This window comes from Roseiflexus sp. RS-1 (assembly GCF_000016665.1).
GTDB lineage: Bacteria > Chloroflexota > Chloroflexia > Chloroflexales > Roseiflexaceae > Roseiflexus.
Genome location: NC_009523.1, coordinates 3,069,825 through 3,083,871, shown reverse-complemented (window position 1 = coordinate 3,083,871; position 14,047 = coordinate 3,069,825). Strand labels below are relative to the sequence as shown.

The 14,047-nt window shown below is 62.2% G+C and carries 13 protein-coding genes; 4 read left to right on the top strand and 9 right to left on the bottom strand.

Annotated elements, in window-relative coordinates:
• Window positions 1-62: 62 nt before the first annotated feature.
• The 4 genes from ettA to ROSERS_RS12875 all read right to left on the bottom strand — a co-directional run bounded on the left by ettA (window position 63) and on the right by ROSERS_RS12875 (window position 3,991).
• A complete protein-coding gene (gene ettA / locus ROSERS_RS12890; RefSeq protein WP_011957216.1) occupies window positions 63-1,739 on the bottom strand; it encodes an energy-dependent translational throttle protein EttA in 1,677 nt (558 codons plus the stop codon).
• A gap of 123 nt (window positions 1,740-1,862) precedes the next feature.
• A complete protein-coding gene (locus ROSERS_RS12885; protein ID WP_011957215.1) occupies window positions 1,863-3,146 on the bottom strand; it encodes a DUF190 domain-containing protein in 1,284 nt (427 codons plus the stop codon).
• A 15-nt stretch (window positions 3,147-3,161) separates the two neighbouring features.
• Window positions 3,162-3,536 carry a fluoride efflux transporter CrcB gene (gene crcB, locus ROSERS_RS12880; protein ID WP_011957214.1) on the bottom strand — a complete coding sequence of 125 codons (375 nt, stop codon included), beginning with the start codon at window positions 3,534-3,536 and terminating at the stop codon, window positions 3,162-3,164.
• A gap of 191 nt (window positions 3,537-3,727) precedes the next feature.
• Window positions 3,728-3,991, bottom strand: a complete 264-nt coding sequence (locus tag ROSERS_RS12875; protein WP_011957213.1) for a DUF433 domain-containing protein — start codon at window positions 3,989-3,991, stop codon at window positions 3,728-3,730.
• A gap of 474 nt (window positions 3,992-4,465) precedes the next feature.
• Here ROSERS_RS12875 and ROSERS_RS12870 point away from each other — a divergent pair, with 474 nt between their 5' ends.
• Window positions 4,466-6,007 carry a hypothetical protein gene (locus ROSERS_RS12870; RefSeq protein WP_011957211.1) on the top strand — a complete coding sequence of 514 codons (1,542 nt, stop codon included), beginning with the start codon at window positions 4,466-4,468 and terminating at the stop codon, window positions 6,005-6,007.
• Here ROSERS_RS12870 and ROSERS_RS12865 read toward each other — a convergent pair whose 3' ends face one another.
• Window positions 6,008-6,436 (bottom strand): EVE domain-containing protein, encoded by a 429-nt coding sequence (locus ROSERS_RS12865; RefSeq protein ID WP_011957210.1) that lies wholly within the window; start codon window positions 6,434-6,436, stop codon window positions 6,008-6,010.
• Window positions 6,433-7,416 carry an FHA domain-containing protein gene (locus ROSERS_RS12860; RefSeq protein ID WP_011957209.1) on the bottom strand — a complete coding sequence of 328 codons (984 nt, stop codon included), beginning with the start codon at window positions 7,414-7,416 and terminating at the stop codon, window positions 6,433-6,435. The genes ROSERS_RS12865 and ROSERS_RS12860 overlap by 4 nt, the downstream gene beginning before the upstream one ends.
• A 180-nt stretch (window positions 7,417-7,596) precedes the next feature.
• Between ROSERS_RS12860 and ROSERS_RS12855 the strand changes: the two genes are divergently transcribed.
• The 3 genes from ROSERS_RS12855 (at window position 7,597) to ROSERS_RS12845 (ending at window position 10,123) form a co-directional block, all read left to right on the top strand.
• Window positions 7,597-8,208: a flavin reductase family protein gene (locus tag ROSERS_RS12855; RefSeq protein WP_011957208.1), complete on the top strand. Its 612-nt coding sequence runs from the start codon at window positions 7,597-7,599 to the stop codon at window positions 8,206-8,208.
• 81 nt (window positions 8,209-8,289) lie between these two features.
• Window positions 8,290-9,054 (top strand): ParA family protein, encoded by a 765-nt coding sequence (locus ROSERS_RS12850; RefSeq protein WP_011957207.1) that lies wholly within the window; start codon window positions 8,290-8,292, stop codon window positions 9,052-9,054.
• A gap of 7 nt (window positions 9,055-9,061) precedes the next feature.
• The gene (locus tag ROSERS_RS12845) at window positions 9,062-10,123 is read left to right on the top strand and encodes an alpha/beta fold hydrolase (protein ID WP_011957206.1); all 1,062 of its coding nucleotides are present in this window, start codon (window positions 9,062-9,064) and stop codon (window positions 10,121-10,123) included.
• Window positions 10,124-10,161: 38 nt separating this feature from the next.
• Here ROSERS_RS12845 and ROSERS_RS12840 read toward each other — a convergent pair whose 3' ends face one another.
• The 3 genes from ROSERS_RS12840 to ROSERS_RS12830 form a co-directional block, all read right to left on the bottom strand.
• Window positions 10,162-10,578: a c-type cytochrome gene (locus tag ROSERS_RS12840; RefSeq protein ID WP_011957205.1), complete on the bottom strand. Its 417-nt coding sequence runs from the start codon at window positions 10,576-10,578 to the stop codon at window positions 10,162-10,164.
• A gap of 4 nt (window positions 10,579-10,582) precedes the next feature.
• Window positions 10,583-12,769, bottom strand: coding sequence for a serine carboxypeptidase (locus tag ROSERS_RS12835; RefSeq protein WP_011957204.1), 2,187 nt, complete (start codon window positions 12,767-12,769; stop codon window positions 10,583-10,585).
• Window positions 12,770-12,893: 124 nt separating this feature from the next.
• On the bottom strand, window positions 12,894-13,814 hold the full coding sequence (locus tag ROSERS_RS12830; protein WP_011957203.1) for a hypothetical protein: 921 nt from the start codon (window positions 13,812-13,814) through the stop codon (window positions 12,894-12,896).
• Window positions 13,815-14,047 lie beyond the last annotated feature (233 nt).

Sequence of the window (14,047 nt, the reverse complement as noted above, 5' to 3'; positions counted from 1 at the left end):
GGCGAACCGGGGCAGTAATAGTTGAGCAACACATGGAGAAGGAACAGTAACGATGCCCCGTTTCATCCCCGTGTCAGACGGCGGTACACGGTGCGGTGCGGCTGATCGGCTGCCTTGCCAAGGCGACGTCGGCGGTCCTCCTCGTATTCGCTGTACGTGCCGGGAAACCAGACAACGCTCGATTCATTCTCGAATGCCAGGATATGGGTCGCAACCCGATCAAGGAACCAGCGATCATGGGAAATGATCAGCGCGCATCCGGCGAAATTGATGAGGGCGTCTTCGAGCGCGCGCAGGGTGTGGACATCGAGATCGTTGGTTGGCTCGTCGAGTAATAGCACGTTCGCGCCAGAACGAAGCACTTTCGCCAGGTGCACCCGGTTGCGTTCGCCGCCGGAAAGGGTTCCCACCTTCTTCTGCTGATCGGCGCCGGTGAAGTTGAAGCGCGCCACATACGAACGCGAGTTGACCTGGCGGTTGCCAAGCATGATCACCTCATCGCCGCCGGAGATCTCTTCCCACACCGTGCGATCCGGGTTCAGCGAGTCGCGACTCTGATCGACATATCCTAACTTCACCGACGGACCAACGATCAGGGCGCCGCTGTCAGGCTGCTCCTGCCCGGTGATCATGCGGAACAGGGTGGTTTTGCCGGCGCCATTCGGACCGATGATGCCGATGATCGCGCCAGGCGGCACATCAAATGTCAGGTCATCGTACAGAAGTTTGTCGCCATACGCCTTCGTCACATGCTCAGCGCGAATGACAAGGTCGCCGAGGCGCGGACCGGGAGGGATATAGATTTCCAGGTCGCGCTCGGCGCGCTCGGCGCTCTGACTGAGGAGTTGTTCGTAGGCGGCAATGCGCGCTTTGCTCTTTGCCTGACGTGCGCGGGGTGAAGCATTGATCCACTCCAGTTCGCGCGCCAGTGTTTTCTGCCGCAGATTCTCGGCTTTCTCGGCAGCCGCGATCTGCTGCTGCTTCTGAACCAGCCACGATGAGTAGTTGCCGCGCCAGGGGATGCCCATGCCGCGGTCCAGTTCCAGGATCCATTCAGCCACATTGTTGAGAAACCGGCGATCATGGGTGACGCAGATCACCGTGCCAGGGTATGCTTGCAGGTGACGTTCGAGCCAGGCGACCGATTCGGCGTCGAGATGGTTGGTCGGCTCGTCGAGGAGCAGGATGTCCGGTTTCTGGAGCAACAAACGGCAGAGCGCCACCCGTCGGCGCTCCCCGCCCGACAGCACAGCAACCGGCGTGTCACCCGGCGGGCAGCGCAAGGCATCCATCGCCAGTTCCAGCCGACTGTCGAGATCCCAGGCGTCGAGATGATCCAGTTGTTCCTGCAACGCTGCCTGCTCGGCAATCAGCGCGTCCATGTCGGCGTCCGGATCGCCGAACCGTTCGTTCACCTCGTCGTAGCGTCGCAAGAGATCGACAATCGGTTGCACCCCCTGCTCGACCGTCTGCCGGACGGTGAGCGAGTCGTCGAGACGCGGTTCCTGTTCCAGAAAACCGACGGTGTACCCCGGTGCGATGACCGTTTCACCAAAGAAATCGCGGTCAACGCCCGCCATAATGCGCAACAGGGTCGATTTGCCAGCGCCGTTGAGTCCAATCACGCCGATTTTGGCGCCGTAGAAGTACGAGAGCGAAATATCCTTCAGCACCTGCCGGTTTGGCGGCACAATCTTCCCGACCCGAATCATGGAATAGATAATTTTGGTGTCGGTCACGGTACGACCTCACGCTTTACATAAAGTACGATTGCAGGAGTGATATGTGGGTGCAGGGTTGGCGTGGAACAATCGGTGTAATAGTAACACAGGTTAAGGGGATGTGGGGAGTTATCGAAGCCCCTATCCCCGACTCAACGCCGCCAGCACCCCTGCGCGCCCGACCATCCCGACCAACCGCCCGTCAGCATCGATGATCGGGATTCGCTTGATCTTATGCGCCATCATCAGGCGCACAGCATCGGCAATCGGCGCATTGGTCGGCAGCGTCACCACCGGGGAGGTCATCACATCGGCGGCGGTGCGTCCCTCAGCAGCGACTTCGAGTCCGGGCGGGCGGGCGCCGCCACCGAACCACGCCGCCAGAGCGCGCAATGCACCAGGACGCACCCGTTTTGCAGCGCGCCGCATGACATCGCCATCAGTGATAATGCCGACGACCCGTCGCTCACCATCAACGACGATCACGCGTCGCTTGTCGGTTTCCAGCAGGCGGTCGAGCGTCTCTGCGAGCGGAGTGTCGGGTTGGACAGTCGGAACATCGGTGATCATGATCTCACCAACCGTTTTGGGGGCGCCATCTGGCTGCCTGATGGGTGTGGCGGGACGCTGGCGCAACCCTTCTGCGACGGTGGCAAGGAGATCAGAACGGCTGACCATGCCGACCAGACGTTGCTGCGCATCAACGACCGGAATGCGTTTCAAGCCGCGATCCGCCATGACCGCCGCCGCCTCCGCCAGCGGCGTGGTCTCCCGTAACGTGACCGGATTGGGGGTCATCAGATCGGCGGCGGTGTGCCGGTGCGTGGCAAGGGTTTCGATCGTCGCTGCGCGTTCCGCCAGCGACAGTTCGCGCTGCAATGCCAGCGGCAATTCGGTTGCACCGCGGGTGAGCAGGTCGCCGTCGGTAATAATGCCGATTACGCGGTTCTCCGCATCGACAACCGGCGCCGAGCGCAGCGCACGGTCGATCAACAATGCGACAATCTCGGCAACTGGCGTATCGGGACGCACACTGACGACCTGACGGGTCATCACATCGGCGACGGTGAGGTGCGCCGGGAACGGACCGATCGCGCGCGAGGTGTATTTGATCACCTCAACCGGCGTCGTTGTGATCAACCCTTCACGCACCATCTCCAGGATGTCGGGCATGACCCGCGCGATACGGTCAGGTCGATCCACGAATGTTACCACGATCGGCAGGTCGCTGCTCAGTTCGACGAGCGATGCGGTATGGATGAAACTATGTGCGCCATACCCGGCGATGCCGCGCAACACGGTGCCGCCGGCAATCCCGTTGCGCTTGAGGAGTTCGAGGAGCGCGAGCGAAAGTGGGCGCCCATGCCACTGATCGCTTTCCCCCAGAAAAATCCAGACTTGTTGTGCATTGCCGCTCAGATCCACGTTGATCCTCCTTGCCTACGGCAGTACCCGCGCGACACCCGCGCCCAGAAAAACGCCTGCAATCCCTAACCCGAAACTGCTGAGCACATACAGGCCGGCTGCCATCCAGCTGCCGCTCGTCACCAGCGTATAGGTCTCGAAACTCAGGCTGGAAAACGTGGTGAAGCCGCCCAGCAATCCGGTGACGATCAGCAGTCGCGCCGTATCGCTCAGGCTCAGGCGTGTTGTTGCCAGAACCAGCACAAACCCGATGGCAAAACTTCCAATAACGTTGACGATCAGTGTACCATACGGAAACGACGCCCCCCAACGCTGCGCCGCCCAGATCGACAGACTGTAGCGCAGATTGGCGCCGATGGCTGCTCCCACAGCAATGGCGATGATGTTCATGAAAGCGCTGTTCACCACGATACGTCTCCCCGCCAGCCTCACAGGCGCTTCTCCTCTTCAAACAAAAAACCTCTACGGCAGACCGTGACGGTCGTTTTCCGTAGAGGCTATCAGCCGACGCGCGGCATTCTGCGAGCCTCATCGCGTGAACTCTGCCTCAGTATACCGCCGGGTTGCAGCAACGTCAAGCATCAGTGTGCAGCAATGGAAGCCGACGGATCTACTTCATACGTTACCGGCGACTCGACGATCCGATCATCAAGACAGGCGGCAGCGTAGAGCAGGGCTTGTCGAATATCTTCGTCTTCGAGTTCAGGATATTCCCGGCGCAGGTCATCACGGTCAGGGTAAAGCGCCAGCAATTCAATAACACGGCGCACTGTCAGTCGCAAATCGCGAATCGATGGTTGACCATTCATACGTGCCGGGTTAATTGTTATACGGTCTAATTTCATCACACCTCGCCTCCCGCTTCACAGGATGATACTTTCCCATACGTTGTAGCGATCGCCGTACCTCCGCTTCACGTGCTCTTTCCGGGTCAATTGTACGATCCCGCTGCTCGACCGTCAATGAGAGCATCGCTTCGCGCAAGGCGTATGCAACGTCGGGAGAGATAAAAACATGAAGCCTATCATTGAGGCTGGCGGCAGTCTCCGGGTTGAATTGCATCCTGCCGCCTCCAGACTGTCAATCGAGCAATCGTGCTGGCAACAGGTCGCTTCCGAATTGCAAAATAATCTGTCGAACTCTGCGTCGGAGCGTCTTCGACAACACCGATCCACGGGTGAGATGAGAGCCAGAACGATGCCGCGCCTCGTCCTGACGTTCAGCGCGCCGTCGCAGGATAGAGCGCTTCTGCTCACGTCTCCGGCGAATTCGTGTATACTGCGAACGAATATGCCGCCGATCACCGGAGACCAGCCTCTATGACTGCTTTTCAGCGCTCACCATGGACGCGCATGATTGCGATGGCGCCACTCCTGATAGGTATTGCCGTCGTGGCGTTCGGGTTCATCACACCGGTTGATACCCTTGCCCAGACGGCTTCAAGCAATCCGCCCTCCCTGACGGTTGCCGGAACGCTGGGCGATCCGCCGCAGGAGCGGGTGCTGTTCATCAGTGCGTCGACCCCGGTTTCAGGCGTCGAGGTGCTGGTCTCCGATTTTGTGCGCACCGACAATGCTGCAACCCTCTCCGGTCTGCTAAGCATTGCGCCGCCGCCGCAACGGGTCGAAGCAGGGAAGCCGTTGACGCTGACGGTGACGATTTCGTTTGCCCAGGCGCGCAGCGGGGCGTACAACGGCACGATCTGGGTGAACTATGATGCTGGCGGCATCCCGGCGTCGCTGCAAATCCCGGTGACGGTAACAATCAAAGATCCGCCGTGGACTCCGTTCCTGACCCTGATTGCGGGTGTGGCGGTCGCCGCGTTGATTTCGACCTATCTGGGAGGTGGGCGGCAGCGTGACGATCTGGCGGTACGGATCGAGCGTCTGGCGGCGCGAGTCATGGCGACGTCCGGGTTGCCCGATTCGGTGCGTCGCACGCTGCGCCAGGAATTGAACCTGGCAGAAGCCTGGCTGCGCGCCAGCAAACTCGACGATGCGCTTCAGGCGTATAATCGGGCGGAACAGCTGCTGACCCGCTGGCTCGGCTGGCTGGAACCGTGGCGTCTGCTGCACGAGCAACTTGATCGTGCACGCACGCTGCTGCAACCCGATGCGCAGGGCAGACCCGCTTATGCTGTCGCAATCCACCGTCGTCTGCGCGAGATTGAGGAGTCGGCGCCATCAACGACCGATCTGAACAGTATTCAGGAGAGCCTGAACGGCGTTATTGCGCAGATCAACGACTTTCTGAACCTCGATACGCGCTGCAAGAACCTGCAAACGATCCTGGACGCGACTGCGCTGATTCCAGCAGAGAAGAGCGCCTACCAGGCGCAGATCGATCAGTTGGCGCGTCGTATCGAAACTCTGTTGCCGGAGGCTGCGGATAACCGCCCCAACTACAATGAGATTGACCAGGCACTGTCCGATCTCAATCAGCGCTTGAAAGCGCACCTGCCCAGAGGTGCGCCGGAATCCGCGCTTCTCGGCGGGCAGGCGGGTCAGGCGACAATGGCTGCGGCGGTGTTCGAAGCGAGCGCGCCGCAGTTCCCGCGTCTAACGTTCACAATGCCGCAGCCGGAACAGGCGGCGCACCGTGAAGTTGCTGCCGGGTGGTCGGGGCGCCTGCCCTGGGCGCGCATCCGCCTCTACGGTTTCCGCCTGGCGCAGTTCCTTATTTTGATTACGCTCTGGGGATGGACCGGGTATAACGAACTGTACATCCAGAATCCCACCTTTGGCAGCGATTGGATGTCGAACTACTTCACTCTGCTCGCCTGGGGTTTCACGTCGGAGGCGGCGCGCGCCACGTTTACCTCGCTTGCCGGGCGGGTAGGACTGTCTGTGGAACAGGGGTGATCAACCGGCATCGCTTTCCATCCCCGCCATCGCCAGTAATCGCCGCCAGTGCGCTTCGGTCACCGGCACAACCGACAGACGTGACTGACGCACGAGCGCAAAGTCGGCGAACGCCGGGTCGGCTTTGATCGCCGTCAGGGAAACCGGGCGCGGCAGCGGCGCCAGCGGGCGAATATCAACCACCACCATGCGCGGGTCGTTGTGCTGCGGATCGGGGTAGGGTGCACTGATCACCTCAGCCCGCCCGACGGCGCATCGCTCGTCGCCGGTATGATAGATCAGCGCCTCGTCTCCCGGTTGCATCTCCCGCAGGTATTTGAGCGCCACATTGTTGGCTACGCCGTCCCATACCGTGCGACCGTCGCGTTCCAGATCGCTCCAGGCGTAGCAGTCCGGTTCGGTTTTCAGCAACCAGAAACGTTTGCTCATACGTGCTCCAGAATAATGTCGGTCATCCCCAATCGCAGGCGCGTGCCGACCGGAATGGTGCGCTCTGCGTGACGAATGTGTTCGATTGGTCCGTCCGGCGGCGTGACCCAGACGCCATTTTTGCTCGTGTCGCGGATCATCACGCTTGCTGGATCAGCATGACACACAATGTGCAGATGATCACTCGACACCAGTTCATCGTTGGAGAGCGTGATGCGTCGTTCGATCCCCTGCGCCGATTGTCGTCGCCCCACGACCGTTTCGCCTTCGTACAGCGGCGCCGTCACCGGCGCACGACCGGGCGCCGTGATGCGGAGTTGGAACCGTGGCGGCGCAAGTTCGAACAGCAACCGTCCATCGTCGTACCACAACCGACAGCCGAACAGATCAGCGAGGATCGTGTGGATGATCTCAGTTGACATAACCAAGCCACTATGCGCCAGCGCCGCAACGCCCGGCAGTTCTTCGAAACTGCACACCTTCAGATGATCACGGTGATCATCGACATCGAGTGAGATGCGCGAATCGGCGGGTATCGCCGGCACGCCGACAATTGCGCCGATCACGCGCCTGAACGGACGTGGATCGGCGGAATCAAGACCGAGGCGCGCTGCGGCAGTGTTGAGGCTTAGCTGCACCGCGTCGCGCTGCACACGGATGCGGTGCAGCGGGTGGGACCCATCCGCTTCCAGGATCGGCTGTCCGCTGGCGCGATCACGCCAGACTCCGCCTGGCGGTGCGTCGATAGGACCGGCAAAGGTACGCAGCGCCCCGACAATCACCGCTGTCGTCCGCATGACGATCAGGTCAATCCCTGTCAGCGGCGACTCTGTTCCGACCGTCATATTGAATGCGATGGCGCATATGCCTTCCGTCGGTGAACGGCGAACGGCATTCGCCAGCATCAGCGCCCGTTCACGCAGAAGAATCCGCTCATCCGTCGTGTCCGGCGTGTGTCCGACATAGATCCGCGGTTGCATGGGTTTCCTGTTCGACCGCTGTGTCAGAGATGCCGTCCCACGTCTACGATTGTATCATATGCGCCAATGCAGCGGCGCGTGGCGGCGTCGCAGAGCAAGGCGAGCAAAGCGAGAGCGAGCGGATCTGTTCCTGGTATAATCACTGCAAGAGAAGCAACAGTATCGATACCCGACAACGCTATGGATTTTGTTTCGTTCGTTCCTGAAACCATGGCGCCGCGTGACGCCTATCGCCTGCTGGTCAGCAGCGTCGTGCCGCGCCCCATCGGTTGGGCGTCAACGATTGGCGCCGACGGTTCGGTCAATCTGGCGCCCTTTTCGTTCTTCAATGCCGTTGGCGGTCCCATGCCGTTCGTGATGATCTCGGTCAGTCGCCGTGCCGGTGCGATCAAGGACACGCTGCGCAACGCCAGCGAGACCGGCGAAATGGTGCTGAACATTGTTGATGAGGACCTGGCGCCGCAGATGAATATCACGTCAGGCGACTGGTCCTACGGCGATAATGAGTTCGAGCGCGCCGGTCTCGCGGCGGCGCCGTCGGTCGATGTGCGCCCGCCGCGCGTTGCAGCGGCGCCGGTGGCGATGGAAGTCAAAGTCACGCAGATTGTGCCGGTCGAGGGCAGCAGTTACACCATGATCATCGGGCGGGTGGTGCGTTTCCATATCCGCCGTGACCTGTTGCGCCCGGATGGGACGATCGATCCGCTGCGGTTGCGACCGGTGGCGCGGCTGAGCGGCGATGAGTATGCCCGCCTTGGCGAAGTGTTTACCCTGGAACGACCAGGGGCCTGACGCAGTGCACCATAAACCTGGTATAATGGCGGTTGGAATGCCCGGCGCCGCATCGGGTTCTCCCACGCCCAGGAAAAATGTATGAGCCACGTGATCGCACTGGCAATGCAGAAGGGTGGGGTCGGTAAAACCACCACTGCGTTGAGTCTGGGAACGGCGCTTGCCGCACGCGGGAGGCGCGTCTTGCTGATCGACATCGATCCCCAGGCGAACCTGACGCAGGGGTTCGGGGTCGATCCGTCGCAGCTGGAGTACAGCGTCTACGAAGTGCTGCTCAACCCGGAGCGGGGCAGCGCATTCGCAACAATCCGCGTCGATGAGGGGGTCGATCTTATTCCCTCATCGCTGCTGCTGGCAGGCGCGGAACTCGAACTGGCGGGACGGGTCGGGCGGGAACTGCTGCTACGCAAGGCGCTGCGCACCGCGCACGAGACCTACGATTACATTCTGATCGACCCGCCGCCTTCACTCGGATTGTTCTCGCTGAATGCGCTTGCGGCTGCACACCGCGTTCTGGTGCCGTTGCAACTTCACGCCTATGCGCTCAAGGCGATGCCGCAACTCGAGCAAACCATCGACCTGGTGCGCGAGATCAACCCCGACCTTGCCATCGGCGGCATTCTCTGCACCCTTGCCGATCGCCGCACCGGTTTGAGTCACGAGATCGAACGTCAGGTGCGCGAACGGTATGGGTCACTGGTGTTTCACACCGTTATTCCGATGAATATCAAACTTGCCGAAGCGCCAACTGCGGGCATGCCGATCCACCGCTATGCGCCCGGCAGCGCTGGCGCGCAGGCATACCGCGCACTGGCGGACGAACTTGAGTCGCGATTGACCCACTGAGGTGACCATGAGCGCCGAATCTCCTTCAGACAACCCGACTCCCATCCGGCGCGGCAAGGGGCTGCGCCTCTCGGTCACATCGTCACACGACGATGCACCGACCTCCGAATCAGGAGACCCAACACTGCGGCGTGGTCAGGGGCTGCGCCTCTCGATCCACGACCAGGCATCTGCACCGCAACCCGCAACGCTCTTGCGCGAATTGCTTGGCGCACCCCAGGTCGTTGAACTGTCACACGGTCCGCTGGCATACCGCGCCGCCGGGCACGGTCCACCGCTGGTCCTGTTGCACGGTTGGGCGGCATCGTCACGCTACTGGCTCACCACGCTCGCTGACCTGTCGTCGGATTTTCGGGTCTACGCGCCGGATCTGCCGGGGTTCGGCGACTCGCCTGCGCTTCCCGAACCTGCGACGGTCGCACGGCAGGCGCAGGTCGTGACCGAGTTCGCCGATGCGCTTGGGCTGACGACGTTCGACATTAACGGTCACTCGTATGGCGCAGCAGTGGCAGCGTCGCTGGCAGCCGCCCAACCGCTCCGAGTGAAACGGTTGGTGATGACATCCCTGGGGGCGATAGGAAATGAGATCGAGCGCCTGATCTTCGCGCTGGCGCGCGCGCCGCTCGATCTGTCGCTCCGCGTAGGGTACCCGTGGCTCAACCTGATCGCACCGTGGGTCGAACTCTGGCGACCGTTTGCAACGGCGCTGCTCTGCATTCCGCCGCTGCCGCAGTTGATGGCGGCCAGGTTTATCGCAAACGGTCTGCGCGAAAAGTGGATGCTCCAGGAGGGGATCGTCGATCTGACGAAGATGGACCTGCGGGCGCATCTGATGGCGGTCGCCAGTGTCGGCGACCCGCAGGTGTTCGATGCGCTGCGGAGCGCACCGCAACCGGCGCTGCTGATCGGCGGCGTCGGCGACCAGATCATGCCGCCGGATTCGCTTCAGGCAGCGGCGCAGATCATGCGCCAGGCGCGTCTGGCGCTGATCGATCAGTGCGGGCATATTCCCATGATCGAACAACCGGAAGCGTACCACGCAGCGCTGCGATCATTCCTGCTCGAATGATCACCAGGGGCGTGCTGGTTGACATAACATTGTAACCCTTACCTTCTCAGCGTTCGCAAATACGCAAGAAGATCGGCCATCTGCTGATCGTTCAGGGCGCGCCCTGGCATCAGTCCGATCTGCCCCTGATTGGTCGTGCGGATAAAGGCGGCGACGTTCTCCTCGGTGCGCGGCGCGCCGTTGGGGAGCGCGCCGCGGTAGTCCACTCCCGGCGGATAGACCGGACCTTCCGGTTGCAACACGCCCGCCATGCCGGTCCCGACGCGAAATTCGGTCGTGGGTGCGTGGCAGGCGCTGCATCCGGCGCGCTCAAAGACGATCCGCCCGCGCTCAGGGTCGCCGGCAACCGGTCCGCTTGCAGGCGGACCGGAGCGATTGCCGAGCGTATTTGCCGCCAGCAGGAGCGCCCCAAGCACCAGCGCCACACCAATTGCCATGCGCATTAATGGTTGCATACCACTACTGCATCCGTGCCTGGCGTCGCAGCGCGATCAGGCTCAGCGCGACTGCGCCGACTCCCGCCCAGCCCCACGCTGCGGAATGTTTGCTGCGTCGTGCAGCGCGCACGCCCTTCGCCATCTCCGGGATCGATTTCAGGCGTTCCTTCGCTTCCGCTTTGCGCCGCGCGAACAATTCGGGATCGGCGCGCAACTCCTCCGCCAGTCTGCGCTTGTGCATGATCTGCTCTTCGGTGATATATTCCTCGAACGAACGCAGCGGCGCCAGGCGGTAGCCATGCTTGCGGAAGAGCCGGTAGATCTCTTTCACCCGCTCGGGCGAGATATTGCGCCCCAGCGTGTAATCCTCGAAACGCCCTTCCATCGCCAGCAGCGACGTTTCCGCCAGACAGGCGTAGACCGTCTTGGGCGGCAGGCCAATATCATACCCGATTTCAACGTCACCGGGGATCAGCACCTCGCCGCTCTCGATCACCAGCACATCAGGGCGCAGCGCCGCTTCCGCCGGGTTGATGTCCGGCGGGCGCGCCACATCGCAGATGATGGCGCCCGGCTTGCACTCCGTCACATCAAGGACGCGCTGACCAAAGGCGGAGGTCGCCGTGATGATCAGGTCGCACTCGCCCGCCAGATCATTGGCATGGGTCGCAATCACCACCCGCGCCCCTGGCGTTTCGCGCTCGATCAGGCGTTTCAGGTCGATCAGTTTCTCCGGCTCGATCGAGACCAGCGCCACATCCTTCGTCGCCTGCGCCGCCAGTCGCGCACAGGCGGAACCGATCGAACCGGTGGCGCCAATGACCATGATCCGCCCACGACTCAGATCGCGATATCCCATCATGCGCGCTGCAATCTTGGCAGTTTCCAGGGTTGCGGCGACGGTCAGACTGTTGCCGCTGGTGATGGCGATATCCGCTTCGTTGGCAACAGTAATGCCCGCATCTCCGACAACGCTGGTAAAGGCGCCCAGCCCCATGATGCGTGCGCCGAGGCGTTCGGCGAGGTGCGCCGCCTGATTGAGCAGATTGTAGGTGAAACGCGGGCTGTGCTTCATCATCTGACGCGGCGTTGCGCCAAGCGAGATCAGATACCCCTCGATGCGCTGCCCGGTCGTCGGCGAACGTCCGCCGGTGATCTTCCCGACATAGATCGGCGGCACATACGCCGCCGCCGCTTCGACGATCGTATCCGGAACGTAGCGCGTCCAGTAGAACGGCGGATAGTCGTGGATGAACCTGACGCTCAACGGGTGGATGACGAAGGCGAACTTGTTGACGCCGGCCGCCTCTGGTTGCAGGGTCACGACGGCGGGCGCCCAGTCGAGATCCGCCAGCAGGTCGAGGTAGGTATCCTCGGTGAGCGGCGCCTGCGGATCGGGGCGAAGCGCGACGAGCAGCGCTTCGATCGTGGCTGCCGGATAGCGCGCAATTTCCCCTTTGCCCTGAAGTGACGGCATCAGCGTGATCAGGGTTTCGACGCCGCGTGCGCGCAGGTCGGCGATGTCCTCGTCGCTCGCCGACTCGACGATCACCATTTTCCGGTCCAACCGTTCAGGCGCGAACCGGCGAATGGCGGCGATATTGCCCGCCAGAATGTCCGCCCAGACAAAACTGCCCTGGTGGTGCGGCGCACCGGTGATGCCAGCAATCGTCTCGAACGACGCCTCCTTGAGCGCCTCCAGAGTCGGTGCGGCTGCCTGGTCGAGGGTTTGCGCACTGCCGACTCCGGGTGCATCGGGCAGACCAAAGAACAGCTGCGGATCGGCGAAGCGTATTGCCGAACTGCGCCGCGTCAGCGCCTGAGCCAGCCCTTCGTGATTAACGCCTGGGGCAAAGAGTACACGTTTGTGGTTGAAGATCAGCGGATGCGCGCGCTCGGCAAGGATGACGCCCCAGCGTTCAAGTTCGGGGCGCACGCCGCTGCCATCCACAACTGGGGTCACCCGTGCGACGGCGGGCAGTTCCGCGCCAATGGCATGCTGCACCTGCGCGCTCCCCAGACGCAACACCGCTGGCATGCCTTCCAGCCCAATCGCATCAACAGCGCCGTCATATTCGGCGATCAACGCCCGGGCGCGCGCCACGTCGCCGCCGCAGCCGACGCGCCGCACCTCGACATCCTGGTCTAAAAAGGTGACCGGCAAGAGCATTTCGCCTTCGCCGAGATGAATGATAAGGATCTTCTTCATACCGTCTGTCCTCCTTGCAGCGCCATGCCCGACGTGATGGCGCCGACGACCGCGTTCTCCGTCAGGGTAGCACGGCGACGCATCCCAAGGCGGAAACAAATGGCGACGCAGGGTTTACAACCTGCTACTGTCTGGTGAGAGGCGAGAGGCGAGAGGCGAGAGGGGATGAAGGTTGCAGGTTGCAGGTTGCGGGTGGGACGTGGGACGTGGGACGACCGTTGCAGGTTGCGGGTTGCACGTAGGACGACAACGTGAAGGGGTGCACCGACGTGTGCGCCCGCGCCGGGAACTCCGTCCAACTTATAAAACAACATAAGCGATGTGATGTTGTTTTACATTCGGCAGAATCGCGGAGCAGGAGCGATTGACATCGCCCCTGGCGGGCCTCCGACCGGGCGCCCGCCGGCGCGGGCGAGTCCTCCTTCACCGCCTCACGCACCAGCGATTGACATCGCCCCTGGCGGGCCTCCGACCGGGCGCCCGCCGGCGCGGGCGAGTCCTCCTTCACCGCCTCACGCACCAGCGATTGACATCGCCCCTGGCGGGCCTCCGACCGGGCGCCCGCCGGCGCGGGCGAGTCCTCCTTCACCGCCTCACGCACCAGCGATTGACATCGCCCCTGGCGGGCCTCCGACCGGGCGCCCGCCGGCGCGGGCGCGGAAGCGTCCTGCTCATCCGTCGTCCAGACCAGGTAAAGACAGAGAGCAAGTTTGTTGCGTCGCATAGCGTCCTCCATGTGCCGCAGCGGACGGGGCGACGTCCACGGCGGACAGGGCGACGTCCACGAAGGTGGACGCCCGGCGGCACGCCCGCGCGGCGCGATTTCAATCGCCAGCCCTTCAGCGGACGGAGCAGCGTCCACGAAGGTGGCCGCCCGGCGGCACGCCCCCACGGCGCGATTTTCAATCGCCAGCCCTTCAGCGGCACGCCCCCACGGCGCGATTTTCAATCGCCAGCCCTTCAGCGGACGGAGCAGCGTCCACGAAGGTGGCCGCCCGGCGGCACGCCCCCACGGCGCGATTTCAATCGCCAGCCCCTCCTCCATGCATCCTGCTGGTCAGGAGGAGGAATGAAGCGCAGCAAGGTCGCTCTTACTTATAGGGATACGCCACACCAGTGACAAATCTAATATGGAGAGAGGGATGCAACCCGGTGTGGAGAAAGCGGGGTGAGGGGTATTGCGTCTTCGTCCGGGTTTTGTTTATGTCAATCGCTAAAGTGTAAGAGAAACGTTAAGTGATCTGCATCCTGTTGCACTTCAGCCATGTTACAATGCAA

Bases quoted from the DNA above. Each gene is read 5' to 3' on its own strand.
- crcB (WP_011957214.1), bottom strand. From the start codon at position 3,536: ATGAACATCATCGCCATTGCTGTGGGAGCAGCCATCGGCGCCAATCTG.
- ROSERS_RS12875 (WP_011957213.1), bottom strand. From the start codon at position 3,991: ATGAAATTAGACCGTATAACAATTAACCCGGCACGTATGAATGGTCAA.
- ROSERS_RS12870 (WP_011957211.1), top strand. From the start codon at position 4,466: ATGACTGCTTTTCAGCGCTCACCATGGACGCGCATGATTGCGATGGCG.
- ROSERS_RS12865 (WP_011957210.1), bottom strand. From the start codon at position 6,436: ATGAGCAAACGTTTCTGGTTGCTGAAAACCGAACCGGACTGCTACGCC.
- ROSERS_RS12860 (WP_011957209.1), bottom strand. From the start codon at position 7,416: ATGCAACCGCGGATCTATGTCGGACACACGCCGGACACGACGGATGAG.
- ROSERS_RS12855 (WP_011957208.1), top strand. From the start codon at position 7,597: ATGGATTTTGTTTCGTTCGTTCCTGAAACCATGGCGCCGCGTGACGCC.
- ROSERS_RS12850 (WP_011957207.1), top strand. From the start codon at position 8,290: ATGAGCCACGTGATCGCACTGGCAATGCAGAAGGGTGGGGTCGGTAAA.
- ROSERS_RS12845 (WP_011957206.1), top strand. From the start codon at position 9,062: ATGAGCGCCGAATCTCCTTCAGACAACCCGACTCCCATCCGGCGCGGC.
- ROSERS_RS12840 (WP_011957205.1), bottom strand. From the start codon at position 10,578: ATGCAACCATTAATGCGCATGGCAATTGGTGTGGCGCTGGTGCTTGGG.
- ROSERS_RS12835 (WP_011957204.1), bottom strand. From the start codon at position 12,769: ATGAAGAAGATCCTTATCATTCATCTCGGCGAAGGCGAAATGCTCTTG.
- ROSERS_RS12830 (WP_011957203.1), bottom strand. From the start codon at position 13,814: ATGGAGGAGGGGCTGGCGATTGAAATCGCGCCGTGGGGGCGTGCCGCC.